Origin of the sequence: Ensifer sp. ENS02 (assembly GCF_014851885.1) — a bacterium.
Taxonomy (GTDB): Bacteria; Pseudomonadota; Alphaproteobacteria; order Rhizobiales; family Rhizobiaceae; genus Ensifer; species Ensifer adhaerens.
The window spans coordinates 191,440-215,781 of sequence record NZ_JACVAO010000006.1 but is presented as its reverse complement, the minus strand read 5'-3'; the positions used below and the strand labels follow the sequence as shown (position 1 = coordinate 215,781).

Annotated in this window: 31 protein-coding genes; 14 read left to right on the top strand and 17 right to left on the bottom strand. The window is 61.5% G+C overall.

Annotated elements, in window-relative coordinates; all coding sequences use genetic code 11:
• Positions 1–41: 41 nt before the first annotated feature.
• The 6 genes from IB262_RS14760 (at position 42) to IB262_RS14735 (ending at position 4,360) form a co-directional block, all read left to right on the top strand.
• Entirely contained in the window at positions 42–1,169 is a 1,128-nt protein-coding gene (locus IB262_RS14760) for a YcaO-like family protein (protein WP_348646917.1), read from the top strand.
• Positions 1,159–1,917, top strand: coding sequence for a TfuA-like protein (locus IB262_RS14755; protein WP_034800884.1), 759 nt, complete (start codon positions 1,159–1,161; stop codon positions 1,915–1,917). Before IB262_RS14760 ends, IB262_RS14755 begins: the two co-directional genes overlap by 11 nt.
• 62 nt (positions 1,918–1,979) lie before the next feature.
• Positions 1,980–3,191 (top strand): hypothetical protein, encoded by a 1,212-nt coding sequence (locus IB262_RS14750; protein ID WP_110818515.1) that lies wholly within the window; start codon positions 1,980–1,982, stop codon positions 3,189–3,191.
• A 17-nt stretch (positions 3,192–3,208) separates the two neighbouring features.
• Positions 3,209–3,697: a hypothetical protein gene (locus IB262_RS14745; protein ID WP_034800879.1), complete on the top strand. Its 489-nt coding sequence runs from the start codon at positions 3,209–3,211 to the stop codon at positions 3,695–3,697.
• A gap of 24 nt (positions 3,698–3,721) precedes the next feature.
• Positions 3,722–3,985: a hypothetical protein gene (locus IB262_RS14740; protein ID WP_034800877.1), complete on the top strand. Its 264-nt coding sequence runs from the start codon at positions 3,722–3,724 to the stop codon at positions 3,983–3,985.
• Positions 3,986–4,111: 126 nt separating this feature from the next.
• Positions 4,112–4,360: a hypothetical protein gene (locus IB262_RS14735; RefSeq protein WP_034800874.1), complete on the top strand. Its 249-nt coding sequence runs from the start codon at positions 4,112–4,114 to the stop codon at positions 4,358–4,360.
• Positions 4,361–4,396: 36 nt separating this feature from the next.
• Here IB262_RS14735 and IB262_RS14730 read toward each other — a convergent pair whose 3' ends face one another.
• The gene (locus IB262_RS14730; protein ID WP_034800872.1) at positions 4,397–5,536 is read right to left on the bottom strand and encodes a fumarylacetoacetate hydrolase family protein; all 1,140 of its coding nucleotides are present in this window, start codon (positions 5,534–5,536) and stop codon (positions 4,397–4,399) included.
• Positions 5,537–5,797: 261 nt separating this feature from the next.
• Between IB262_RS14730 and IB262_RS14725 the strand changes: the two genes are divergently transcribed.
• Positions 5,798–6,214: a hypothetical protein gene (locus IB262_RS14725; RefSeq protein ID WP_210337641.1), complete on the top strand. Its 417-nt coding sequence runs from the start codon at positions 5,798–5,800 to the stop codon at positions 6,212–6,214.
• 127 nt (positions 6,215–6,341) lie between these two features.
• On the opposite strand, the gene IB262_RS14720 is transcribed toward IB262_RS14725, so the two are convergent.
• The gene (locus tag IB262_RS14720) at positions 6,342–6,959 is read right to left on the bottom strand and encodes a TetR/AcrR family transcriptional regulator (RefSeq protein WP_034800870.1); all 618 of its coding nucleotides are present in this window, start codon (positions 6,957–6,959) and stop codon (positions 6,342–6,344) included.
• Positions 6,960–7,064: 105 nt separating this feature from the next.
• On the opposite strand from IB262_RS14720, the gene IB262_RS14715 reads away from it, so the two are divergent.
• Positions 7,065–7,805 carry a 3-oxoacyl-ACP reductase family protein gene (locus IB262_RS14715; protein WP_034800868.1) on the top strand — a complete coding sequence of 247 codons (741 nt, stop codon included), beginning with the start codon at positions 7,065–7,067 and terminating at the stop codon, positions 7,803–7,805.
• 74 nt (positions 7,806–7,879) lie between these two features.
• Here IB262_RS14715 and IB262_RS14710 read toward each other — a convergent pair whose 3' ends face one another.
• From IB262_RS14710 to IB262_RS14700, 3 genes are all read right to left on the bottom strand, one after another.
• Positions 7,880–9,133 carry an FAD-binding oxidoreductase gene (locus IB262_RS14710; protein WP_034800866.1) on the bottom strand — a complete coding sequence of 418 codons (1,254 nt, stop codon included), beginning with the start codon at positions 9,131–9,133 and terminating at the stop codon, positions 7,880–7,882.
• Positions 9,134–9,197: 64 nt separating this feature from the next.
• Positions 9,198–9,701 carry a TIGR00645 family protein gene (locus IB262_RS14705; RefSeq protein WP_082566270.1) on the bottom strand — a complete coding sequence of 168 codons (504 nt, stop codon included), beginning with the start codon at positions 9,699–9,701 and terminating at the stop codon, positions 9,198–9,200.
• 155 nt (positions 9,702–9,856) lie between these two features.
• Entirely contained in the window at positions 9,857–10,021 is a 165-nt protein-coding gene (locus IB262_RS14700) for a DUF1328 domain-containing protein (protein ID WP_034800864.1), read from the bottom strand.
• Positions 10,022–10,245: 224 nt separating this feature from the next.
• On the opposite strand from IB262_RS14700, the gene IB262_RS14695 reads away from it, so the two are divergent.
• Positions 10,246–10,440: a hypothetical protein gene (locus tag IB262_RS14695; protein WP_060584342.1), complete on the top strand. Its 195-nt coding sequence runs from the start codon at positions 10,246–10,248 to the stop codon at positions 10,438–10,440.
• 106 nt (positions 10,441–10,546) lie between these two features.
• On the opposite strand, the gene IB262_RS14690 is transcribed toward IB262_RS14695, so the two are convergent.
• Both IB262_RS14690 and IB262_RS14685 read right to left on the bottom strand, forming a co-directional pair.
• A complete protein-coding gene (locus IB262_RS14690) occupies positions 10,547–10,744 on the bottom strand; it encodes a CsbD family protein (protein WP_090294925.1) in 198 nt (65 codons plus the stop codon).
• Between the two features lie 61 nt (positions 10,745–10,805).
• Entirely contained in the window at positions 10,806–11,129 is a 324-nt protein-coding gene (locus IB262_RS14685; protein ID WP_034800858.1) for a hypothetical protein, read from the bottom strand.
• Positions 11,130–11,620: 491 nt separating this feature from the next.
• Here IB262_RS14685 and IB262_RS14680 point away from each other — a divergent pair, with 491 nt between their 5' ends.
• Positions 11,621–11,869, top strand: a complete 249-nt coding sequence (locus IB262_RS14680; protein WP_034800856.1) for a glycine zipper domain-containing protein — start codon at positions 11,621–11,623, stop codon at positions 11,867–11,869.
• Between the two features lie 46 nt (positions 11,870–11,915).
• Here IB262_RS14680 and IB262_RS14675 read toward each other — a convergent pair whose 3' ends face one another.
• Entirely contained in the window at positions 11,916–12,134 is a 219-nt protein-coding gene (locus tag IB262_RS14675) for a NepR family anti-sigma factor (RefSeq protein ID WP_060584014.1), read from the bottom strand.
• A gap of 188 nt (positions 12,135–12,322) precedes the next feature.
• Here IB262_RS14675 and IB262_RS14670 point away from each other — a divergent pair, with 188 nt between their 5' ends.
• Positions 12,323–13,120, top strand: a complete 798-nt coding sequence (locus IB262_RS14670) for a response regulator (protein WP_034800852.1) — start codon at positions 12,323–12,325, stop codon at positions 13,118–13,120.
• An 18-nt stretch (positions 13,121–13,138) separates the two neighbouring features.
• On the opposite strand, the gene IB262_RS14665 is transcribed toward IB262_RS14670, so the two are convergent.
• The 8 genes from IB262_RS14665 to IB262_RS14630 form a co-directional block, all read right to left on the bottom strand.
• A complete protein-coding gene (locus IB262_RS14665) occupies positions 13,139–14,284 on the bottom strand; it encodes an AI-2E family transporter (RefSeq protein WP_034801402.1) in 1,146 nt (381 codons plus the stop codon).
• A 122-nt stretch (positions 14,285–14,406) separates the two neighbouring features.
• On the bottom strand, positions 14,407–14,577 hold the full coding sequence (locus tag IB262_RS14660; RefSeq protein WP_089044705.1) for a hypothetical protein: 171 nt from the start codon (positions 14,575–14,577) through the stop codon (positions 14,407–14,409).
• 177 nt (positions 14,578–14,754) lie between these two features.
• Positions 14,755–15,102, bottom strand: a complete 348-nt coding sequence (locus IB262_RS14655; protein ID WP_060516475.1) for a RidA family protein — start codon at positions 15,100–15,102, stop codon at positions 14,755–14,757.
• 180 nt (positions 15,103–15,282) lie between these two features.
• Positions 15,283–16,113: a dipeptide ABC transporter ATP-binding protein gene (locus IB262_RS14650; protein WP_034800847.1), complete on the bottom strand. Its 831-nt coding sequence runs from the start codon at positions 16,111–16,113 to the stop codon at positions 15,283–15,285.
• On the bottom strand, positions 16,110–16,952 hold the full coding sequence (locus tag IB262_RS14645; protein ID WP_082566271.1) for an ABC transporter ATP-binding protein: 843 nt from the start codon (positions 16,950–16,952) through the stop codon (positions 16,110–16,112). Before IB262_RS14645 ends, IB262_RS14650 begins: the two co-directional genes overlap by 4 nt.
• 2 nt (positions 16,953–16,954) lie before the next feature.
• Complete coding sequence (locus tag IB262_RS14640; RefSeq protein ID WP_034800846.1) at positions 16,955–17,863, bottom strand: ABC transporter permease subunit; 909 nt, start codon at positions 17,861–17,863, stop codon at positions 16,955–16,957.
• Positions 17,864–17,873: 10 nt separating this feature from the next.
• On the bottom strand, positions 17,874–18,878 hold the full coding sequence (locus IB262_RS14635; RefSeq protein ID WP_034800844.1) for an ABC transporter permease subunit: 1,005 nt from the start codon (positions 18,876–18,878) through the stop codon (positions 17,874–17,876).
• Between the two features lie 204 nt (positions 18,879–19,082).
• Positions 19,083–20,678 (bottom strand): ABC transporter substrate-binding protein, encoded by a 1,596-nt coding sequence (locus IB262_RS14630; protein ID WP_034800843.1) that lies wholly within the window; start codon positions 20,676–20,678, stop codon positions 19,083–19,085.
• A gap of 647 nt (positions 20,679–21,325) precedes the next feature.
• On the opposite strand from IB262_RS14630, the gene IB262_RS14625 reads away from it, so the two are divergent.
• Both IB262_RS14625 and IB262_RS14620 read left to right on the top strand, forming a co-directional pair.
• Positions 21,326–22,039: a helix-turn-helix transcriptional regulator gene (locus IB262_RS14625; protein WP_051659566.1), complete on the top strand. Its 714-nt coding sequence runs from the start codon at positions 21,326–21,328 to the stop codon at positions 22,037–22,039.
• Positions 22,040–22,049: 10 nt separating this feature from the next.
• Positions 22,050–22,505 (top strand): response regulator, encoded by a 456-nt coding sequence (locus IB262_RS14620; RefSeq protein ID WP_090294929.1) that lies wholly within the window; start codon positions 22,050–22,052, stop codon positions 22,503–22,505.
• A 64-nt stretch (positions 22,506–22,569) separates the two neighbouring features.
• Here the strand turns inward: IB262_RS14620 and rirA are convergent, their stop codons facing one another.
• The gene (rirA, locus tag IB262_RS14615; protein WP_034801384.1) at positions 22,570–23,034 is read right to left on the bottom strand and encodes an iron-responsive transcriptional regulator RirA; all 465 of its coding nucleotides are present in this window, start codon (positions 23,032–23,034) and stop codon (positions 22,570–22,572) included.
• Positions 23,035–23,226: 192 nt separating this feature from the next.
• On the opposite strand from rirA, the gene IB262_RS14610 reads away from it, so the two are divergent.
• On the top strand, positions 23,227–24,267 hold the full coding sequence (locus IB262_RS14610) for a Fe(3+) ABC transporter substrate-binding protein (RefSeq protein WP_034801382.1): 1,041 nt from the start codon (positions 23,227–23,229) through the stop codon (positions 24,265–24,267).
• Positions 24,268–24,342 lie beyond the last annotated feature (75 nt).

Here is a 24,342-nt window from a genome sequence, read left to right as displayed (position 1 = left end):
CGATGGCGAGCGTTTCGTTCCAGGACCGATCGCTCGAGGGCGTGCTGAACGCCCCCTCCCCAGCCCCTCCCGACACCTGGCAAACCGTGGAGAAAATTCTCGCCCTCCGACGGGATTTCGGGATCACCCGCCTCGGATCGGTAACCGGGCTCGATCGGATCGGCATACCGGTCGTGCAGGTGGTCCGCCCGGCCTCGCGCTCGGTTTCGGTCAATCAGGGCAAGGGCCTCAGCTATGCCCAAGCCGCCATCTCCGGCCTGATGGAATCGCTTGAAGGATGGGCATCGGAGCGCATACCGGCGGAGCGCGTGTGGCGGGCCAGCCTTGCGGACATGAATGCCGACGGGATGTGGTCGCATCTCCATCCGGCTGCAACGCCGCCGGCCGACAGCAACGATCTCGCCTGGATTTCAGGCTGGGATCTGATCTCCGGCTCTTTCCGGCCCGTGCCGCTGGCGGCGGTCGACACAAATTACGTCATCCCCTCTCCGCATCCGCACTGGCTTCAACGCAACACCACCGGGCTTGCCGCAGGCACGAGCCTGCAGCAGGCACTGATTCACGGCTGCCTTGAGATCCTCGAACGCCACGCGCATCATCTGGCCACCCGGCGGCCGCACTTCTTCGACCGCTACCAGATCGGTGTCGACACCATTGGCGGAGGCAAATCCGGCGAAATCCTTGGCCGGCTGCGCCAGGCGGGGCTGGCTGCGGGCGTATGGGCGTTACCAAGCCCGAGTGGCCTGCCCGCCTATTGGTGTCATGTCATGGAAGACCCGGCGCGGGTTCCGCTGGCCCCCTTGCCGGCGTCTGGCTTCGGCTGCGACATCGATCATGACCCCGCCCTTGCCAAGGCTCTTCTCGAGGCGTGCCAGTCGCGCCTCGGCGCCATCGCCGCGACCCGGGAAGACGTGATTGGCCGCTTCTACGCCCCACCGGAACGAAGCGAACTGATCGCCTGGTTCGAAACCCTGTCGCGCGGCGGTCTGCCCTTTCCCGAAAATGAGCCTGCGCACGGGGGCGAAAACCCGTTACCGGCCATTCTCGAGGCGATGGTCGCCGCTGGTGTCAAAGCGGTCGTCGTCGTGGTCCTGTTCTCGGACGAAGCGCTCCCTCTGCATGTGGTCAGAGTGGTTGCCCCGCCCCTGGAGGTGAGCATTGAGGAGTGAAACGATCGTCTTCCTCGGACCAACGCTGAGTGCCGCCGAGGCGCGAGCACAGCTCGATGCGACCTATCTTCCGCCAGCCGGGCAAGGGGACGTCGTGCGCGCCGTGCTGAAACATCGTCCAGCGGTGATCGCGATCATCGATGGCGAGTTTGCGCAGCGGCCGGCGGTTCGGCACAAGGAGATCCTCTGGGCCTTGGCAAAGGGCGTGTATGTCTGCGGCGCATCCAGCATGGGCGCCGTCCGCGCGGCGGAACTCAGCGACGAAGGAATGATCGGCTATGGCTTCGTCTACCGTTGGTATCGGCGCACGAGGCTTGCCGACGACGCCGACGTCGCTGTGGCGATGGCGCCGCCCGAACTGGGTTCAAGAGCTCTCACCGAAGCCCTCATTGACATCAGACTGACACTGAAACAGTCTGAACGAAGGGGCATCATCACACACGAACTGCGCGTTGCACTCGAACAGGCGGCACGATCGCTTCATTATTCCGAGCGCAGCTACAGCACCATCCTCGACAGTGTCAGGAATAATAACAACGACCCTGATATTGAGCGATTAAGACGTCATCTCGCAATCGGATTACCGAGACAGAAGAAACTTGACGCAATCGAACTACTAAAGGCGATCTCCACCTTTAAACTTCGGCGCAAAGGCCCGGACAAGAGCAACGCGTTCGAGATGACCGAGGCTTTTGCATACGATCTTCAATACGCTGAGCTGCTCGATGAAATATTCCGAGCGGATTAGTACGAACAAGTTAATCGAATTCTACAATCACAGGTGATATTGAAACCGCGAGAGAGGCCAACATGGATGCCGCCGCTCACACGTCCGACGCCGACCCGGGCAGAGCCGCTTCACCGCGTCTCGGAACGCGCTTTCTTGTCTTTCCGCAACCCCCATACATTCCAGGTTACGAGAAACCCGAGGTGGTCTGGCTCGCCCCTTCGGCAGGCGGAATTACGGCCGGCCCGTCCGACCGGCGCATGTATGTCGCCGATCCGCTCGAAACCAAGAGGCCCTATGCCTACCCTATCCTGCCGCCCTATGCCGGCGCACTCTGCCCGCCGGTGGAACCGGACGCTGACGGACATTTCGATTACATCACGCCGGACTCGCCTGCCTTTCTGGCGACACACAGCTTTGCCTGCGCACGGCGCGTGCTGGATATCTTCGAGGGCTATGTCGGGCGCGAAATCAGATGGTTCTTCGAACCGACCCTGAGCCGGCTGGAGATCATTCCGCACATTGCCGACTGGGACAACGCACAATCGGGCTTCGGCTTTGTGGAATTCGGGGAAAGCGAACCTGCGAGAGTGACGTCGCGATTCGCGCTCAATTTCGATTCCGTCGCCCATGAGATGGGCCACCTGATCCTTCTCAGCGAACTGGGCCTGCTTGAGGGCGACGGCGCCGGCAGTGAGTTTTTTGCCTATCACGAAGCGGTCGCCGACTTCGCATCGCTGCTCGGCTTGCTGCATTTCGATACAGCCGCGGAGCGCATCCTGCGCCGCACCGGCGGCAACCTTTTGATCAACAACGAACTCGATCGCTTCGCCGAGCTCAGCGACGAAAGGCAGATCCGCACCTTCAACAATTCGCTGCGCGCGGGCGACGTCAGCCATGAAGTGCACGATCATTCCAAGCCATTTGCCGGAGGGCTCTTCGACTGCTTGGTCGAGGTCTATCAGACACTGCTCTTCGAGCGAGGACTGTCCGACCTCGATCCTCGCCAGTTCGGCAACCTGCGCCAGCAACTGGCGCCAGAGCTCATCGAAGCGACGTTGCGCCCATCAAGAGCGGACTACGAGCTGAAGCACTTTGCCAGCAAGGCTGCCCTAGAAGAGGCCCGAGACATCGTCGGCGAGAGCGTCGTTCGCTCCTGGCGGTTTCTGGAACCCGACGACGTCACCTTCGAAGCGGCAGCGGAAGCCTTTTTGACGGCCGCCGATCGGGGACGTGGTCGAGCCTATGTCGAACAGTTTGAAGATTGCATGCGATGGCGCGAAATTCTTTGGTGAAACAGAGGGAGAACGAGATGGACTACGAACATGTACCGGCACCGGCAACTGGCAGATACAAAGCGGACGAGCTTGTTCTCTACGGCGTCAAGCTCAACGCAAACGATGACTACGGCAGGTTCGATATCGGTGAAGGCCATAGTACCGAGCTTCGGGTCCAACTGTTTAAGGATGGTGGCGGCCTCAAGGCGGGCGACTACTCTATCGTCTTGGCCTACGGCTACGCATTCGACGGTCATTGCTACAGACTGGATTCGCATCGAATCTTCATCGTGACAGGCCCGAAGGCCGAAGCAGCGGTCGGTTGCGGCTTCGATTCGATCGCAGGTGCATCCTATCAAATGTGGCGCATTCGGGCATCGACAGAGTTGATTGAAATCGCGACTAGCTTTGGCGATGCGCAGACGCTCATTCTAGACGCGAACCTGCCCGGAAAGCGGTCGCCGACCTCATATGCGATCACCCAATCGATGGCGCATCGCGACCGCCGACTAAACCGCGACTAGCCGGACTCTCTAACGGAGAATGTCATGTCGATCACCTCAACCGTGAAATTTAAGCAGGACTGCAACAATTTAACGATGATAGACGAATTGCCCGGCAGCTACTGCGTGGACGACAAGTTGGAACCTATCGTCGGGCGCAGCGTCAAAAAGGACACAAGCCTCAAATTCTCGGCTGATACAAACAACGGCATCGCAGACGTGAGGATCACTGGGGACATCAACGGAACGCCGCATGACGACAGGTACGATCTGGAGGACCTAAGTAAGGGAATCACTTTCCCCAAGTAGGTGTCGGTACGCACTCGGTCGAAAGCCGCACGCTATTCATCAGGTGGCTAAGGTCGACATTGGCGGCTTCGGCCAAACAAGCGCATGATCACACCTCTCCCGAAACGATCAGGCGGAGGAAGACTTATGCTCGATACCGATAGAAAAGCGGATGCAGCCTATGCGATCGAGTACATCCAGGAACATCCGGAAGCCGGACTTTGCCAGGAGGGTCGGCGCTGGTGGATTACCCCAAACGCCAACGAGACGGATGGGCGGGTTTTTTCCATGGATACGGTGGAGGCCATACGGCTCCGGGATGATGCGCGCCTACGGGCCGTGCCTGACATTGCGCATGCGGGTCGGTCGCTCTGGGTTATGCGGGACATGACATAGTGACCGTGCAGACGCGTTCGGCCGTGAGCTTGCTCCTTACAGCAGCCGCCGTCCTGCCAGATTGCGCATCAGCGCCGCTGCGCCAAAGCTCCAGGGCGCACATTCGGTCGAAAGCCTGACCGTGTTGGTCAGCGACCCGAGTTCGGCACTGGCGATCGTCACCACGTCGCCGAGCTTGTGGGTGAAGCCCTGGCCGGGCTCGTCGCGGTCTTCGACGGGCGCAAAGAGGGTGCCCATGAACAGCATCAGGCCATCAGGATACTGGTGGTGCGGGCCAATCGTCTGAGCGACGAGGTCGAGCGGGTCGCGGCTGATTTCGGCCATCGAACTGCGGCCGGTCAGGCGGTAGCCGTCCTCGCCTTCGACCAGGAGCGTCAGTTCGGCCTTGCGGACATCGTCGATCCCGTAGGTTTCATCGAAGAGGCGGATAAAGGGACCGACGGCGCATGAGGCGTTGTTGTCCTTGGCCTTGCCGAGAAGCAGCGCCGAGCGCCCCTCGATGTCGCGCAGGTTGACGTCGTTGCCGAGGGTGGCACCCCTCACCTGACCGCTCGACGAAACCGCGAGCACGATCTCCGGCTCCGGATTGTTCCAGCGTGAGGCCGGGTGCAGGCCGACATCGGCGCCCGGGCCGACCGCCGAGAGAACCTGCGCCTTGGTGAAGACCTCCGCGTCCGGGCCGATGCCGACCTCCAGATACTGCGACCAGACGCCCTCTTCGATGAGGGCTGCCTTGACGCGGGCCGCCTCCGGCGAACCGGGCTTCAGGTTTCGCAGACTGTCGCCGATGACGGCTGTGACGCGGGCGCGGATCGTTTCGGCGCGCGACGCATCGCCCGCCGCCCGCTCCTCGATGACGCGCTCGATCATCGAGCGCGCGAAGGTGACACCACAGGCCTTCACCGCCTGCAGATCGCAGGGCGCAAGGAGATGCAGGGCGGACGGATCCGCCTTCTGTCCGAGGCAATCCTCGAGAGCGACAAGCCGCTCGCCCTGGGTGGAGCGGACGTGCGCAACGGGATCCGGGTGTTCGAGGAGGTCGCGCATGGTGGGCGCTGCCTTCGAGGTGATGTCGAAGAGCGCGCCGTCACGGATCACAACTACCGACGGGCCGCCGACATCGGCTCGCCAGGCGCGACCGACAAAGGTGCCATTTTGAAATACCGGATCCGCCATGCCGTTCTACCCTCCCGTGAGCGCTACCATCATGCAGCGGAAACCTCCGCTGTAAAGCGGGCGACGACGATCGAACGTCCCTTGGGTTGTAGCGGTCGGAACATTGCAAATTTTCACGCGTTTACGGTTACGGCGCGCCGATCCGAGCGCGCCCCGCCGCTCTGTCTCGCGAGCGCACGAAATCCGGCGCCCACCGCTGCCCCGGGAAGGTTCAGGAGCAGCCGGCCGAGGCCACGAGGAGATCAAGAAAGGATCAACGCAATGAACCAGCACGAAGAGTTCAAGGAAAAGCCGGTCATCGACCCCGTGACTGGGCAGCCGCTGCCCCAACCCACTGCGCAAACGCACCTCAGCGACGTACCTGTCGAGCCCCCCAGACGCAGCAGCTGGCCAATCATCATCATCCTGCTCGCCGGCTTGGTGCTGGCGTTGATCGCCTGGCTGCCGGCCGAACTGAGCCGCGACACCGCCAACACGGCAGCGCCGCCGTCGACCACCGACCAGCCGGCAACCGGAACGACGGGCCAGGCCACACCGCCGGCCGATACGGGCACGGCTCCCGCCGGTGGAACGACGACCCAGCCGGCCCCGGAAGCAACGCCGCAGCAGGGAACACAGGGCGCTAGCCCGAACTCGACCCCTGGCACGACACCCGAAATGACGCAGCCGGCGCCGTAAGCAGGACGGAGCACGCGCAAACCGGTGGGCCGGAGGCTTTTGATCTCCGGCCCTCGCGTCGTCGTTCACCTGAACAAAAATCATGAGGCCGAATGACGGATCGGCTGTGTCCGTTAGACGTCGTTCGTCAGTCCGGCCGGATGTTTGCGGATATCATCGCGTCCCAGCCGGCTGCGGCGCAGTCGGCGATCGCGACCAGGGTTTCCCGCGTGGCGCCGTCGCGCGCCTGGATCGACATGCCGTGCTGCAGCGAGGCGACGTAGGCGGCAATCGCGGCGCAGTCGACACCCACAGGCAGTTCGCCTTCCTCGACTGCGCGCTCGAAACGCTGCTCCAGAGCCATCTGCTTCTCCAGCCGACGCAGCTTCAGTGCGTCACAGACCTCCGCATCACCACCCGCCATCTGCGGTGCCGACAGAACCACCATGCAGCCTCTCGGCTCGCCACGCTGTGTAAAATTCTCGGCCGTGCGTCTCAACAGGTCGTGCACCGCCGCCTTTGCGGTCGGAACCGTCTCCAGTTCATCCCAGATGCCGGCACCGTCGGTGCGGCCGTAAAGGTCCACGGCCTCGATGAAGAGCTGCGCCTTGCTGCCGAAGGCAGCGTAGAGGCTCGGCGGGTTCAATCCCATGGCCCGAGTCAGATCCGACAGCGAGGTATTGTCATAGCCCTTGTCCCAGAAGAGCTGCATGGCGCTTGCAAGCGCCTCGTCCCTCGAAAAATTGCGTGGCCGCCCGCGGCTCATCTCGGCTGATCCTTTTTTGTATCGATCAATACATAAATCGCTTGACAGCGGATGGCAAGTCGTTTCCCCTTATATGTATCGATCACTACAGATTTGGAGAAACCAGTGACGAGTTTGAAAGACAAGGTGGCCCTGGTGACGGGCGGCAGCCGCGGCATCGGTGCAGCGATCGCAAGGCGCCTGGCGAGCGACGGCGCAACCGTGGCGGTGACCTACAGCCAGTCGAAAGAAAAGGCCGAGGCGCTCGTGGCGGAGATCACGGGGGATGGCGGCAGCGCACTGGCGATCCAGGCGGACAACCGCGATCCGGGCGCGGTTGAAGCCGCCGTCAAGACGGTCGCGGAAAAACACGGTCGCATCGATATCCTCGTCAACAATGCCGGCATCTTCGACGCCGGAACGGTGGACGAGGTGACTGAGGAGGATTTCGACCGGACGATCGACGTCAATGTGAAGGCGGTGTTTCTCGCCACGCGCGCCGCTTCGGCGCACATGCCGGATGGCGGGCGCGTCATCAACATCGGCAGCAACCTCGCCGCCCGCGTCCCATGGCCGGGCATGAGCCTTTATGTGCTGAGCAAGAGCGCGCTGATTGGCTTCACCAAAGCGGTGGCGCGCGATCTCGGGCCGAAGGGCATCACCGTCAACATCGTCCATCCTGGCTCGACCGACACGGACATGAACCCGGCCAACGGCGAACATGCCGGCCCGCAGCGCGGACTGATGGCGATCCCGCGTTTCAACGAGGCGAGCGACGTAGCAGGCGTCGTCGCCTGGCTGGCGGGGCCTGACGGCCGCAGCGTAACGGGCGCCGAATTCACCATCGACGGCGGCACCAACGCCTGATCAGGCAAGGAACAAGGCCGGAAACGCAGCGTCCGGCCTTTTCCTACTTCGTGATGCTATGGCTTCGGACCGTGTCAGGCCAGGAAACGCTCCGGCCGGTAGGGCGCGATGTCGATGACCGTCTTTTCGCCGGTCATGGCTTCCGCCAGCGCCCGACCGGTGACCGGCCCAAGCGTCATGCCGTGATGGGCATGGCCGAAGGCAAACCACAGGCCCTCGTGACGCGGCGCCTTGCCGATAAGCGGCATCATATCCGGCGTGCAGGGACGCGCGCCCATCCAGGGTTCTTCGTCGCGACGTTCGGCAAGCGGGAAGAATTCGCGCGCCACCCGCTCGGCCCGCGTCAGCTGCACCGGCGTCTTCGGCGCATCGCGCCAGGCAAATTCCGCACCCGTCGTCAAACGGATGCCGCGCAGCATCGGCGCCAGGAAGTAGCCCTTTTCGGCATCGAGCACCCAGTTGTTGAGCTGCGCGCCGTCCTGCATGCCGTAGTGCATGTGGTAGCCACGCTTCACAGCCAGCGGGAAATGATAGCCGAGCTTGCGGGTAACCGTATCGGCCCAGGGGCCGAGCGCCACGACGACTTCGCGGGCTTCCAGCGGCCCTTCCGGGGTGGCGACGCGCCAACCGGGACCTTCGAGTACGTGTTCGGTCGTCGCCGCATCGCCGGAAATCAGCCGTCCGCCCAGGGACTGGAAGTAGGCGAGATAGGCCTTGTTGAGGCTGTGCGGATCGCGGATCGACCAGGGATCGCTCCAGCGCAGACCGCCGACGAGATCGGCCTTGATCGACGGCTCCAGCGTCTTCAGCTCGCTCGTCGAAAGCTTCTGGTGGTTGACGCCGAAGCCCGCCGAGAGCTTTTCCGCTTCCTTGTACGCGGCGTCGCGTTCCTTCTCGGTGCGGAACACCTTCATCCAGCCGTCCTTACGGATGAGGTCGCCGGCTCCGGACGCCTCGATCAGATCCTGATGTTCGGTGATCGAATGCTCGATCAGCGGCGCATAGAGCTGGGCGATGCGCCGGTGCTGGGTAAAGCCGGAATGCCACCAGTAGCGGGCGAGGAACGGCACCAGGCCCGGAAGGGCGCGGAAATGGTAATGGGCGTCGATGGTGTTGTTGAGCGCGTAGCGGAAGAGTGCGCCGAAATCATGCGGGAAGCCGTATGGAAAGACGCCTTCGCGCTGGATCAGGCCGGCGTTGCCGTAGGAGGTTTCCTCGCCGGGGCCACGACGATCGAGCAGCACCACCGACTTGCCGCGGCGGGCGAGATGGATGGCGGTGGAAATGCCGACGATGCCGGCGCCCAGAACCACTACGTCAGTCTTCATCTCAGGCTGCCCCGTTGCTCGATCAAGACAAACCGCGGCTTTGCGTGAAGCCGCGGCACCAATATCACTTCTTCTTCAGCGCATTCATGATTTGCTCGAGATAGCCGAGCAGTACGGCCGAGACGACAAAGGCCAGATGTATGATCGTCGCCCACATCAACTGCTCGCTCGAATATTGCTGCGCGTTTAAGAAGATCTGCAGCAGGTGGATCGAGGAAATGGCCACGATCGACGACGCAACCTTGATCTTCAGGCTGCCGGAATCGAGCTTGCCGAGGAAGGAGACCTCCGCATCGCCTTCGTCGAAGCGGCTGACGAAATTCTCGTAACCGGAAATCATCACCATCACGATCAGGCTGGCCACGAGCGCTGCATCGATCAGGCCGAGCATCGCCAGAATCATCTGCGCATCGTCATAGACGAAGACCATGCTGGCGATCTTCAGCAGCTTGAAGGCGAACGAGATGCCGTAGAGGGCAAGTGCCGCGACCAGGCCAAGGTAGAAGATGACGAGAAGCCAGCGGCTGGACAGGATGATCCGCTCGACGAGCAGTTCCAGCGATTTCATGATGTTCGATACCCCGGGGCGAAAACGACAATTGGGGCATCAATAGCCAAGCGGGCCAGCAAGGGCAAGCAAGACGATTCGGCCACCAAACACATCGAGGGCGGCTGTGACGCCGCCCGTTTCCTGTTTATGCCTAACAACTCAAATAGGGCCGCTCAGCCGCGGCGCACCAGGCCGGCAACGAGCGAAATCACCAGAAAGACCAGGAAAAGGAAGAAGAGGATCTGCGCGATGCCCGCGGACGTGCCGGCAATACCCCCAAACCCAAGTACACCCGCTATGATTGCCACAACGAGGAAGACAAGCGCGTAGTATAACATAGCAATTCTCCTTGCCTAAATCACTGCAATGCAAACGCGATAGCTTTCAATTTGTTCCAGTTCTCGATCAAAATCGGCGCGCGGAATTCCGTGGCGTCACTCGACATTAATATTCTGTTTACGATGAAAGACGAAAGAGTCCCAAATCGGCACGGTTTGCACCGGAAATGCCCGGAACCTTCGCAATACTCTGACGTTCTTCATCCATGGAACGCAGGGTCGAAATGAAGATGCCGACAGCACATATCTGGAAAACGGCGACCGAAGCCGGACGGGAGCGGACGCATCTCTCCGATAGAAATCTTCACATCGGAAAGACGATGCGCGACCTGTACACGGACGGCGAAGAACAAAGCGCCAAGCTTCAGTCTCTGCTTGAAGAACTTCGCAGGCGAGAGGCCAAGGCAAAGAAGAAATAAGCGCGATGCGCATGACAAACAAAAAGCCGCGCGACAGGTGTCGCGCGGCTTTTGTCTTGGCGTCGTTCTTCCGGGGAAGCAAGACTGACTGCTTGCCGCGAACCGCCTAGCGGCGCGACATCCAGTCGTCGATCTGCCGCTCCGCCTCGTCACGTGCAACGCCGTATCGCGCCTGGATCCGCCCGGCGAGTTCTTCCCTGCGGCCATCGATGATATCGAGGTCGTCGTTGGTGAGCTTACCCCACTGCGACTGAGCCTTACCCTTCAACTCGTGCCATTTGCCTTCAACAATGTCCCAGTTCATTTCCGATCCTTTCGGTTGATGCAGTCGCCCTAGCGCAATTGCCCAAGAGCTACCGGTGAAATCAGTTGCGAGCCTTGGCGCCGCTTTCGCTTCGCGCGGCAACGGCATAGCTGCCGTCATCGACCTTGACCTCGACCTGCAGACGGCCAGGCGCCTTCACCTGCCACTCGATGGTCGCGTCTTCTACGAACAGCGCCGGATCGACTTCCGCGCAGGCCCCGTAGGCGTGCTTGAAGCTCGTCGATGTCGCCTCGATCGCAGGCGAAAGCAGTTCGCGGCATTCGTCTACGGTCTCGAAAGCCACGGTGGGCGCCGGCACTTCGCGGCAGGCCTCTGTCGTCTGCATGCAGCCGACCAGGACCATGATGGCGGCAATGTGTTCCATTCGCATGCTCCCTTGCGTCAAACTCCAACAGCAAACGGAAATGTGCGATCTGCGGTTCCGCGAATGGGCGCGAAATATTTCCTGGAACCTTGGCGTCAGCTGCGCGTTTGAGCGGCCCAGAGACGGCCGGGAGGCGTCATTCGCCCACAGCGTTCAGCGGGCGACCACGGCCCACAACCGGGACGGACATCGCCCGTCGGCCACCCCAACAATGGAACAAAAATGCCCCGGTCTCGTTTTCGCAACGATAACAAGCGCTGCGACCGCGGCCGAGCGACGGAGGATATACTGGCGAGGCAAGGACACACCACAAGCGGCTCGCTCATTGCGAGCGCCGAAAGGTAACATCAAAAGTCGATCAGGACGGCGCGGCATCGGGTACGGGCTATGCCTCATTGTCGTCATTCTGTTCGTCACCAGTCGCGGGCAAATCGATTTCACCGAAAATTGATTCTCAGTTCAACAAAGCAACCCTCGGATAGGAACGCGTCATGAAGAAGATACTTATCGTAGCAAGCCTGATCCTCCCCCTCGCGGCATGCACGCAGACAGAAAAGGGCGCGGCGATCGGCGCAACCGGCGGTGCCATCGTCGGCGGTGCGGCGACGGGCAATGTCAGGGGTGCGGCCGTGGGCGCGGCCATCGGCGGCGTCGCCGGCGCGCTCATCGGCAACGCCAACGAACCGGGCCGCTGCATCTATCGCGACCGCTACGGCCGCCGCTACGAAGCCGCCTGCTGATCGGCGCATCTCATAAAGAAACGGGCAGCCGCCCGTTTCTTCCCCCTCAAAGCGGAACCCCACCCTTCGACGGGACTTTGGCCGCAGCCTCCGCTTCATCGAGTTTTTCAAGAAGATTGAGAAAGAGTTCCGGAACGGGCTCCTGCTCCAGCGACCGATAGAGCGCCTTCAAGCTGGTGCCGATCGAGCCGCCGATTTCGAGCGTTTCGGCAGTGCCTCCGCGCTGTTGGCCTACGCCGCCGTGCTTTCCGGTTTCTTCATCCATGCTGCGTCCCACCACCGCTTAGTCCTTCACGGCTTTTGCTGCCCTTGCGAAATCGCCGGCACACCGTTTCGAACACGTCCCCCATTTGCTCTAAGCCGAAAAACGTGTTCAAAACATCCATCTATTCCGCCCCATACCCCCTATCCTCAGAAATCAAACGAATCGCATTGCACGTAAGGAAGTCGTTGATGTCACTTTCGACCCGGATTGCGCCCCACCTGCCCTTTCTGCGCCGTTACGCGCGGGCCGTCACAGGCTCGCAGGCCGCAGGCGACGGCTATGTGGCCGCCGTTCTCGAAGCCCTGATCGAGGATATCAGCCTCTTTCCGGAAGCCTCGAACGACCGGATCAGCCTCTACAAGCTGTTCTGCTCGCAGTTCGAAAAGATCTCGATCGACCGCAGCGAAAATGCCTCACCGTTCGCATGGGAAAAACAGGCGGCCGCCAATCTCTCGCTGATCGCGCCGGCGCCGCGCCAGGCGTTTCTGCTCGTATCGGTCGAGGGTTTCTCCATCGCCGATGCGGCCGAGGTCATGAACCTCAGCCAGGCCGAGTTTTCGAAGCTGCTGACAGTCGCCTCGGAGGACATTTCGCACCAGGTCGCAACGGACGTCCTGATCATCGAGGACGAGCCGCTGATCGCGCTTGATATCGAGGATATGGTGACCAGCCTCGGCCACCGCGTCACCGGGATCGCCCGCACCCACGGCGAGGCGCTCGATCTCTACCGCAAGACCTCTCCGAAGATGGTTCTGGCCGACATCCAGCTTGCCGATGGCAGCTCGGGCATCGACGCCGTCAACGAGATCCTCACGCAGGCCGCTGTGCCGGTGATCTTCATCACCGCCTTCCCCGAGCGGCTGCTGACCGGCAAGCGGCCGGAGCCAGCCTTTCTCGTGACCAAGCCGTTCAATCCGGACATGGTGAAGGCACTGATCAGCCAGGCGCTGTTCTTCGACGAGCACGCACGCTCTGCCCGGCGCTAGGCCGGGCAACACATCCCCTTATCCGGGCAGCTGACGTTCAGGCGGCTGGTCGCTGATTTCCTCGACGATGGCGAGGACGATGAGAGAGAGCGGCAGCGCCAGCATGGCGCCGACCGCCCCCCACATCCAGGTCCAGAACACGATCGCCAGGAAGATCAAGAACGGGTTCACCTCAAGCTCGTTGCCGAGGATGGCCGGAATGGCAAGGTTTTCCATCGCAAGGTGAACGACGAAGAAGGCCACCGCCGGCGCCAATGCCAGCCACAGCACCTCGTGCGTCATCAGCCCCGCCACCAGCAGGCTCAGCGTCATCGCCGTGACGCCGAGATAGGGAATGAAGCTGGAGACGAAAGCGAACAGGCCCCACAGCGGCGCCATGCCCAGACCCCCGACAAAAGCGATCACCGTCGTAACGAGGCCGAGCGAGAAATAGATGACGCTGGCGATCGAGAAGTATCGCGCCAACGCATCCTCGATGCCGTTCATGATGCGAATGGCGCTAAGCCGCCGCTCACGGCTGGCAAAGGCAAGGATGACCGCCTTGCGCAGTTGCAACCGTCCGAGCAGAAACAGGCCGAGTGCTGCGAGAAAGATCAGTGTCTGCACCAAAGCGGGTGTCAGCCCGGCGGCGGTGGCGGCAAGCATCGGGCCGGCATTCTTCATGACGGTATCGGCAATCGCATCGTTGCCGACGCTGCGCGCGACGGCCAGACGCAGCCACTCGAACCGGTCAATGAACGGCATCACCCGCGCCACCACGCTTTCGGCAAGCTTCGGCGCCTCCGAGGCGAGCGCCGTCAACGGACCCAGGAGGGCATTGACGAGCCACGAGAGGCCGGTGACGAAAATGATCGCCAGCAGCAACCCTCCGAAAATCGGCGGCAGGCCATAACGCGCCAGTCCGTCGGCCGTCCGGCCGAGCACGACGCCGACGACGATTGCGAGCGTGATCGGCAGGAGGATCGTTTCCATGGCGTAGATGCCCGCGCATGCGGCAATGGCGAAGAGGCCGATAATACTCCAGGCGACCATCAGATCGATGCCGTCGCGCCGCGGGGCTGTCGATGGCGCCGCCGTCGCCACAGCAGCCTCTTCCTCGACGATCCACCGCGCACGCTTGCGCTGCTGGGCGGCACCCGCCCGACGCAGCGTATTCGCGATCATGCCTCGCCGTCCTTCAGCCAGGGCCGCGCGCGGTTCGTTCGCGTTTCCGGTCAACAGATCAGGCCGCCCTGCCTTTTGCTCCGGCCCGGCTTGCGGCACATCGCGTGAATGATCTTGCACGGTCAATGGTGTTCCGGCGGGAAGACATGCAGGGTCAGCGACAATAGGCCAAGCCCCAGAATGATGACGAGCAAGGTATGGGCGACACCTGCGGCGGTGTAGGGAAGAAGACCGAAACCGATCATGACGCCCGCCAGGAGAAGGACACAGACACGGGGCAGCCAGTAAAGCATAGACAGTCCTCCCAATCGTGGCGGCCGGTTTTGGCCTGCTTCTTCGGATTGGACACTTAACGTGCCGGTGCGCCGTTTGGTTCCGCGCAAGGGAACTGAAATGGGAACGAAAAACGCCGCCGGACGGCAGTCCGGCGGCGCAGGAATAAGAAGACGGGAAATCCCGTAGCGCAGGCCTTAGGCGGCAGCGGCGACGACGATGACTTCGACGAGGTATTCCGGGGTCGCGAGCTTGGCTTCGCCGGTGGCGCGAGCCGGGGTGTGGCCCTGCGGTGCCCAGGCGTCCCAGACCGAGTTCATCTTCGGGAAGTCTGCCATGTCGGCGAGCCAGATGGTGGCCGAGAGGATGCGGGTCTTGTCGGTGCCGGCGAGCGCCAGAAGACGGTCGACTTCGGCAAGCGCCTGCTTGGTCTGCGTCACGACATCGTCACCGGCGTTGCCGACCTGGCCGGCGAGGTAGACGGTGTTGTTGTAGACCACGGCCTGGCTCATACGGGGGCCGGTTTCGAAACGCTTGATTTCCATGAACGTGTTCCTGAGGTTGGGCCGAACGATCGGTCCGGCCAAAAAGCGGCTGCCCGCCGCCAAGAGGCGAGAAGTGAAGGCGGCGCGACACCTCTACACCATCAAGCCCCCAAGTCAAAGAAGCCGGGCATTGGCTGCCCGGCTTCTCTTGTTTCTTCAGCAAAAATCAGCAGCGGCGGATCAGGCCGCCTGCTTCTTCTTGGCAAGGCGCGCCTTGATGCTCTCGACATCCGCACGCGGCGTCGCTGCAAACAGCGTCTTGGTGTAGCTGTGCTTCGGGTCGGCAAAGACCTCGTCGCGGCTGCCGTATTCGACCGCTTCGCCGAAATACATCACCATGACATCATCAGCGATATAGCGCACGACAGAGAGGTCGTGGCTGATGAAGACGTAGGTGAGCTTCAGTTCGTCCTGAAGGTCGGCGAGCAGGTTCAGCACCTGTGCCTGGACCGACAGGTCGAGCGCCGACACCGGCTCGTCGAGCACCAGCAGCTTCGGGTTCAGCATCAACGCGCGCGCAATGGCGATACGCTGGCGCTGGCCGCCCGAAAACATGTGCGGATAGCGGTTGAAGTGCAGCTCGGTGAGGCCGACCTTCTTCAGCATCGTCATCGCCCGGTCGCGACGTTCGTCGGCCGGCGTGTCGGTGTTGATGACCAGCGGTTCCATCAGGATGTCGCCGATCTTCTGGCGCGGGTTGAGCGAGCCATAGGGGTTCTGGAAGACGATCTGCACCTTGCGGCGCATCTCCGGCGTCATGTCGCCTTTGGAGATATCGATCTTCTTGCCCTCGATCAGCAGTTCGCCGGAGGTCGCCGGGTCGATCAGGGTGAGGATGCGGCCCAGCGTGGACTTGCCGCAGCCGCTTTCGCCAACGATCGCCAGCGTCTTGCCCTGTTCGACGGAAAAGCTCACGCCTTTCAGCGCATGAACCGTCTTTGCCTTTTTGATGAGGCCGCCGGGGATATGGTAGTCGCGCACCAGATTGCGCGCTTCGAGGATCACGCTCATTGGGCCGCTCCTTCGTCGACGAAGAGTTCGGAAATCGTCGGCAGACGATCGCCGGTCGCGTTGTCAGGCAGCGCCGCCAGAAGTGCGCGCGTGTAGTTGCTCTTCGGGTTTTCGAAGAGCGTCAGCACGTCGGCCTCTTCCATCTTGCGGCCCTTGTACTGCACGACCACCCGGTCGGCAGTCTCGGCGACCACGCCCATGTTGTGCGTGATCATGATCAGGCCCATCTTGTGCTCGGCCTGCAGCCTCATCAGGAGGTCCAGGATCTGCTTCTGGATCGTCACGTCGAGCGCGGTGGTCGGCTCGTCGGCGATCAGGAGCTTCGGGTTGCAGGCGATCGCGATCGCGATCATCACGCGCTGGCACTGGCCGCCCGACATCTGGTGCGGATAGTGGCCGAGCCGCTCGGCCGGATCGGGAATGCCGACCGCCTCGAACAGTTCGATTGCGCGCTTGCGGCGACCGGCCTTGTCGAGGCCCATGTGGATGCGCAGCACTTCCTCGATCTGGAAGCCGACGGTGAAGCACGGGTTGAGGCTGGCGATCGGCTCCTGGAAGATCATGGCAATATCCTTGCCGACGATCTTGCGCCGTTCGTTTGCCGACATGCCGAGCAGGTCGCGGCCGTTGAAAGTGAGCTTGTCGGCGGTCACTTTCGCCGTCCAGGGCAGAAGCCCCATGGCGGCCAGCATCGACACGGACTTGCCCGAGCCGGACTCGCCAACGATCGCAAGCACTTCGCCTTCATGGACCTTCATCGACACGCCGTTGACGGCGCGGAAGGGACCGGAGGCCGTCTGGAATTCGACGACCAGGTTTTCGATTTCGAGAAGCGCCATGATCAGGACCTCTTCAGCTTGGGATCGAGCGCATCGCGCAGGCCGTCACCCATAAGGTTGATCGCCAGCACCGTGATCAGGATCGCGATACCCGGAAGGGTCACCACCCACCAGTGGCTGCTGATGAACTCGCGGGCTTCGGCGAGCATCGTGCCCCATTCCGGTGTCGGAGGCTGTGCGCCCATGCCGAGGAAGCCGAGGGCCGCAGCGTCAAGGATCGCGCTCGAGAAGGAGAGCGTCGCCTGGACGATCAGCGGCGCCATGCAGTTCGGCAGGATCGTCTTGAACATCAGACGGCCATGACCAGCGCCGGCCACCTTGGCGGCAACGACATAGTCACGGGTCTTTTCGCTCATGACGGCAGCACGCGTCAGGCGCACGAAGTGCGGCTGGAAGACGAGCGCGATTGCGATCATGGCGTTGACGAGGCCCGGGCCGAGGACAGCGACCAGCACGAGGGCGAGCAGCAGCGACGGGAAGGCGAGGATGATGTCCATCACGCGCATGATGACGGTATCGACCCAACCACGGAAGTAGCCGGCGATGACGCCAAGCGCGATACCGCCGACGAGCGACAGGGTCGTGACGATGACACCGACGAACAGCGAGAAGCGCGTGCCGTAGATCAGCCGGGACAGCATGTCGCGGCCGACGGCGTCGGTGCCGAGCAGGAAGCCGGCGCGGCCGCCCTCCTGCCATACCGGCGGTACCAACACCGCATCGCGGTACTGTGCCACCGGATCGTGCGGTGCGACCCACGGTGCGAAGACCGCGAGCAGAACGAGGAACACGAAGAACACGAGACCGATCACGGCGCCGCGGTTCTCGGAGAAGTAATACCAGAACTCGGCCAATCGCGCCCGGCGGGACGGATCGGTCGAAACGGTGCTTGTTGCAGCAGCTTGAGACATGACGCCCTCCTTAGTGCCGGATGCGCGGATTGATGAGACCGTAGAGCAGGTCGACGATGAGGTTGACCAGCATGATCACCGCGGCGATGACGAGCAGGCCGCCCTGGATGACGGCGTAGTCGCGACGCGACACCGAATCCACCATCCACTTGCCGATGCCCGGCCAGGAGAAGATCGTTTCCGTCAGGATCGCACCGGCGAGCATGACGCCCACCTGCAGGCCGATGGTGGTGACCACCGGGATCATCGCATTGCGCAGCGCATGGACGCCGACGACCCGGAAGGTCGAAAGGCCCTTGGCCCGTGCCGTGCGCACGTAGTCTTCGGAGAGAACTTCAAGCATCGCCGAGCGCGTCTGGCGCGCGATGACCGCAAGCGGAATGGTTCCAAGCACGATCGTCGGCAGGATCAGGTGGCTGACGGCCGACTTGAACGCGCCGGCCTGACCGGACAGGAGCGAGTCGATCAGCATGAATCCGGTTACCGGCGGGAAGAAGTACATCAGCGAGATGCGGCCGGAGACCGGCGTCCACTGCAGCATGCCGGAAACGAGCATGATGAGCAGCAGGCCCCACCAGAAGATCGGCATGGAGAAGCCGACGAGTGCCGTCCCCATCATCGCCTGGTCGACGGCCGAGCCGCGCTTGATCGCAGCAATCACGCCGGCCGGAATGCCGAGAATGACCGCAAACAGGATCGCGCAGAGCGAAAGCTCGACGGTTGCCGGGAACAGTTCGAAGAACTGATCGATGACCGGCTTCTTGGTAACGATCGAGGTGCCGAAATCACCCTGGAGCACGCCCCAGAGATAATCGAGGTATTGCACCACGATCGGCCGGTCGAAGCCGAGTGCGTGTGAAATTTCCGCATGTCGCTCCGGCGACATGACGCGCTCGCCCGAAAGCAGCGCAACCGGATCGCCCGGAAGCAGGCGGATGAAGGAGAAGGCGATGATGGAGACGCCGACGAAGGTCGGTATCAGGACAGCCAATCGCCCCAAGAGAAATCGGAACATGTTAAACCCCGCGCCATGTTGCCGCGGCATTGTATCCCGCCGCTGGCACCACCGCATGCTTTCCCACTTAACGGCCAAGCATACAGCAAGTCGAAATGCCACAGCGACCTTTTGCGCTCCAGCCGGAACTCAGGGTCGCTATAGTGGATGCAAAGAGGGGCGCTTGCCCTTGGCAAACGCCCCCTTAAGGATCAGTTAACTAAATTACTCGGTGATGTCCACGCCGTCGAAGGCAAAATCACCAAGTGGGCTCTGAACGAAGCCCTCGACGTTCTTGCGCATCGGCACGACCGAGAGCGAGTGGTCGATCGTCGCCCACGGCGCTTCGCGCTTGAAGACGACCTGCGCCTCTTCGTAGAGCTTGGTGCGCTCTGCGGGGTCAGAGGTTTCCTTCGCCTTCTTCACGAGAGCATCGAATTCCTGGTTGCACCACTGTGCACGGTTGTTGCCGCCGACAGCGTTGCAGCCGAGAAGCGTGTCGAGGAAGTTGTCCGGGTCGCCGTTGTCGCCGGTCCAGCCGAGGATGACGGCACCGTCACGATCCTTGGCCTTGGACTTGTCGAGGTATTCGGCCCATTCGTAGGAGACGATCTCGACCTTGACGCCGATCTTGGCGAAGTCCGACTGCATCAGTTCAGCTGCGCGACGGGCGTTCAGCATGTACGGACGCGAAACCGGCATTGCCCAGAGCTTCATCGACAGGTCCTTGACGCCTGCGTCTTCGAGCATCTTCTTGGCAACTTCGGGCTCGTAGGTGTCGTCTTCGATCTTGTCGTTGTACGACCACATCGTCGGCGGGATCGGGTTGACGGCCGGCTGGGCAGCACCCTGGAAGACGGCATCGACGATCGCCTGCTTGTTGATCGCCTTGTTTAGCGCCTTGCGGACTTCCGGCTTGTCAAACGGAGCCTGCGTGGTGTTGTAGGCGAGGTAGGAGACGTTGAGGCCGGCCTGTTCCATGACCTTCAGGTTCGGGTCTGCCTTCATCTTCGAAACGTCGGCAGCATTCGGGAACGGCATCAGGTGGCATTCGCCAGCCTGGAGCTTCTGGAAGCGAACCGAAGCGTCAGACGTGATCGCGAAGACGAGGTCGTCGATCTTCTGCTTGCCACCCCAATAGTCCGGGTTTGCCTTGTAGCGGATGACGGCATCCTGCTGGTAGGCGACAAAAGCGAACGGACCGGTGCCGAGCGGCATCTGGTTCATCTGCTCCATCTTGCCGTCAGCCTGCAGCTTGTCGGCATATTCCTTCGACAGGATCGAAGCAAACGGCATCGCGATGTTGGCGAGGAACGGCGCTTCCTTGCGCGTCAGGGTGAACTTGACGGTCAGGTCGTCGACCTTCTCAACCGACTTGATGACTTCCGGGAAGCCCATGCCGGCTGCGTATTCCCACGAAGCGCCAGCAATGTACTTGTTCCACGGATTGTCAGCCTTCAGCTGGCGCTCGTAGGAGAACACCACGTCGTCGGCAGTGAAATCACGCGACGGCGTGAAGAATTCGGTGGTCTGGAACTTGACGCCCGGACGCAGCTTGAAGGTGTAGACCAGGCCGTCGTCGGAGATCGTCCAGCTTTCGGCGAGGCCCGGCTCAACTTCGGTCGTGCCCTTCTTGAACTCGAGCAGGCGGTTGTAAACCGTGTGCGCAGCCGCGTCGAAGGTCGTGCCGGCGGTGTACAGGCCCGGGTCAAAACCCTCTGGCGAACCTTCCGAGCAATAAACGAACGTCTTCGACCAGGCGGAGCCGGCCATCAGCGTGGCAAGCGCCGTCGCTGCAAACAGAGTAGTGAGCTTTTTCATGAGCTTTGCTTCCCAGATTTGTTTTTGTTCTCGTGTTTTCCTGACGCGGAATGCCGTTGCCCCCGGTCAAGGCCGGATGGAACGACATTTGGCGTCGCATTGCAATAAGTCGCCGCAGAAATTTGTCTATGCGAAAAATTCGTCCGCAGGTAGAGCCGGGATATTCGTCCACTGTTTTAGAATCGCCTGACAAAACAGTACACCGCGGCACCTAAAATCCACGACGTTCCGGCCACTTCCACAGGGTCTGCAGCCTCCCCCGCCAGCCCCTTGGGCGGCGCGATGCCACACCGGGGAAGCCACCTTGGTTCCGGGTGAATACCCCTACCGAGAATGCCGTGATCGTTGGCCGCACGAACACGCGATTCGGCCTCGACAGGTTTTCGTCAATCCCAAGATACTATGGTAGAAATCCCGAACGGGATTGTGCAATAAAATGTATACAAAACTCGGGGGAGATATTCGACGTGCCCAGACGTCCTTGGGAGGGACCGGCAGCCGCCTTTTACAGCTTTCAGTCGCTCGGTGGGCTTGCCGAGGGACGCGCATGACCCTGCCTGTCGGCAATACCGGCAACGCACTTTGCCGATTGATCGCTGCGGCTCGCGGGATAAACTGCCGCACGACGATAAGGGGATAGCCAGTCCGTGGCGGCTTTGCTGGAAAATCACAGGCGATACGACCTTCGCGACGAGCTAGAGAAGGCGCTCAACCGCGTCGATTTCTTCCGCATTTTTCATACCATGGCATTGCGCTACGGCTTCAGCCATTTCGGCATTCTGCAGCTCGGCAACGAGAACGACGCCTGCATGCTGTCCACCCGCCTAGTATTGCACGACCTACCATCCGGGCTCGCGGAGGAATACGACAAGCGCCATCGCTTTGGCGACTCCGTGTTCTACAAGACGCTGCACCGCTCGGCGATCTCGTCGGTATGGCGGGCGGACGACCCCGGCTGCGACGCCAGCCAGAACCTGCTGGTGCAGCTCGGTTTCGAACTGCTCGTCAGCGTACCGGTGCACGCAGCTTCCACCGGCGCGCGCTATGCCGTGCTCTTTCTCGGAGACGGGGAGGATATCGGCCGGGCCGAGCATGTGGCGCTCGCCTATGACGCGATCGCCGCCTTCGACTATTTCTATCGCATCGCGCTTGCCAACAAGGCCGGGATGGGACTGACGCCGCGCGAAACCGAAATCCTCAAGTGGATCTCGCATGGCAAGACGGCAAGCGAGATTGCGCTCATCGTTTCGGTGTCGGAGCACACGGTGAACTCACACACCGCAACGATCCTGAAGAAACTCGACGTCGTCAATCGCACCCAGATGGTGGCGAAGGCAATCCGAGAGCAGATCATCCAGTAGCAGCCGATGCGTGGCCGCGTTTCGCACCGCCACGCCCAACGAACGGGACGCCCGCCATCAGCAAGGGTATTCGGTCATGACGCGAAAAGCACACATCCTGCTCGTTGACGACGACCCGGCAGAAAACCTGATCCTGCGCGCGCTCATCCGCAAGGTGAGCAGCATCGACATCGAGCTGCACTACTGCCAGACGATCGACGATGCGCTTGCATTCCTGCGCTCGGGCAAACCCATATCGATGATCCTGCTCGACAACCGTCTGCGGCCGCAGCTCGATTTCCGCGAGACGGTCCCGGCCCTCCGGCATCAGGGCTATATCGGCCCGATCGGGGTAATCTCAGCATCGCTCGCCGATGCCTATTTTCAGAATCTGGAGGAGTACGGCGCCGATTTCCGCATCGACAAGGCTGAAATCGACCCCACTGCGATCGACTTCATATTGCGGGAATATCTACCGCAAGAGTAACACCCGGCGGCACTTCAGCCGCCAGGTCATGCCGCACCATTTGCGCGGGCGTTGCTCGGAGATATCAGGCCGCCGAGGTCTGCGGACGCTTGGTTTCTTCCAGACCGAGCAGGAAGTTGATCTGCGGGCGCGCCTTGACCAGGTCGTCAATCGTGTAGCCCTGCAGCACTTCGAAGAAGGCGTTCAGCGCCTTGCGGAGCGCCGAGTTCAGGCCGCAGCTGTCGACGAGCGGGCATTCGATCTCGCCCGCCTCGAAGCACTCGGCCATCGCGAAACTGTCTTCCGTCACCTTGACGACGTCGAACAGCGTGATCGCCGAAGCGGGCTTCGGCAGGCGCACGCCACCGTTACGGCCACGCACCGTTTCAACGAGGCCGGCCTTGGTCAACGGCTGCAAGATCTTGAAGAGAAACAACTCGGAAACACCGTAAGCCCTGGCGATTTCGGGAATGCGGCTGAGCTTTTCCCCGTTGGCGGCGCAGTACATCAACATGCGAACCGCGTAGTTCGTTTGCTTCGTCAGACGCATCATTCACTCCGGCATCGAGAGGTTCACGAACTCATCATATAGGACGGATCGTAGTTTGGAACAATTCCAAAAAGCCAGAAAAATCACTTCTTGTTGAGCGTTTACGGTTTCCTGATTGACTGTTTTCAGCGCTCCGGTCAGAAAGATGAGGAATTTTGTTAACTTAGCTCAAACAAGAAAATGGAGGAAGCGATGTCCGTTTCAAGAGCAGCGATGGGCGTTCTGTCCCTGACGGCAACCCTGCTGGCAACGAGCGCCGCCTGGGCCGATGGTGAAGTCAATATCTACTCGTACCGGCAGCCCGACCTGATCAAGCCGCTGCTCGACGCCTTCACCAAGGAAACCGGCATCACCACCAATGTGCTCTTCCTCGACAAGGGCCTCGTCGAGCGCATCCAGGCCGAAGGCGCCAACTCGCCGGCCGACGTGATCCTGACCGTCGACATCAGCCGCCTGACCGAAGCCAAGGATGCAGGCGTAACCCAGCCTGTCGTCAACGAGACGATCAACAAGGATATCCCGGCGCATTTCCGCGACCCTGAAGGCAACTGGTTCGGCCTCACCACCCGCGGCCGCGTCGTCTACGCATCCAAGGAGCGCGTCGCCCAGGACGACATCACCTATGAAGAGCTTGCCGACCCCAAGTGGAAAGGCAAGATCTGCACCCGCGACGGCCAGCACTCCTATAACATCGGCCTCTTCGCTTCGATGATCGCCCACCATGGCGAAGCCGAGACCGAGAAGTGGCTGACCGGCCTCAAGAACAACCTCGCCAAGAAGCCTGACGGCGGCGACCGCGACCAGGCCAAGGCGATCCTGGCCGGCGAATGCGACCTGGCACTCGGCAACACCTACTATGTCGGTCTGATGATGACCAACGAGAAGGAGCCGGAACAGAAGGATTGGGCAGCGGCGATCAAGGTACTCTTCCCGAACGCCAAGGACCGCGGCACGCACGTCAACATTTCGGGCATGGCACTCGCCAAGAATTCCCCGAACAAGGACAACGCGCTGAAGCTGATGGAATTCCTGTCGGAAGGCGAAGCCCAGAAGATCTACGCCGAGCAGGTATTCGAATATCCGGTTCTGCCGGGCGCCGAGCCGTCTGACGTCGTGAAGTCCTTCGGCACGATCAAGCCGGACGAACTGCCGCTCGCCGACATCGCCGCAAACCGCAAGAAGGCTTCGGAACTGGTCGACAAGGTCGGCTACAACGACGGTCCGCAGGACTGATCAACAAGGCAATTGCTTGAATGCGAACAGCGGGCCACCGGCCCGCTGTTTTCGTTTCAACAAGCGAAATTCAAG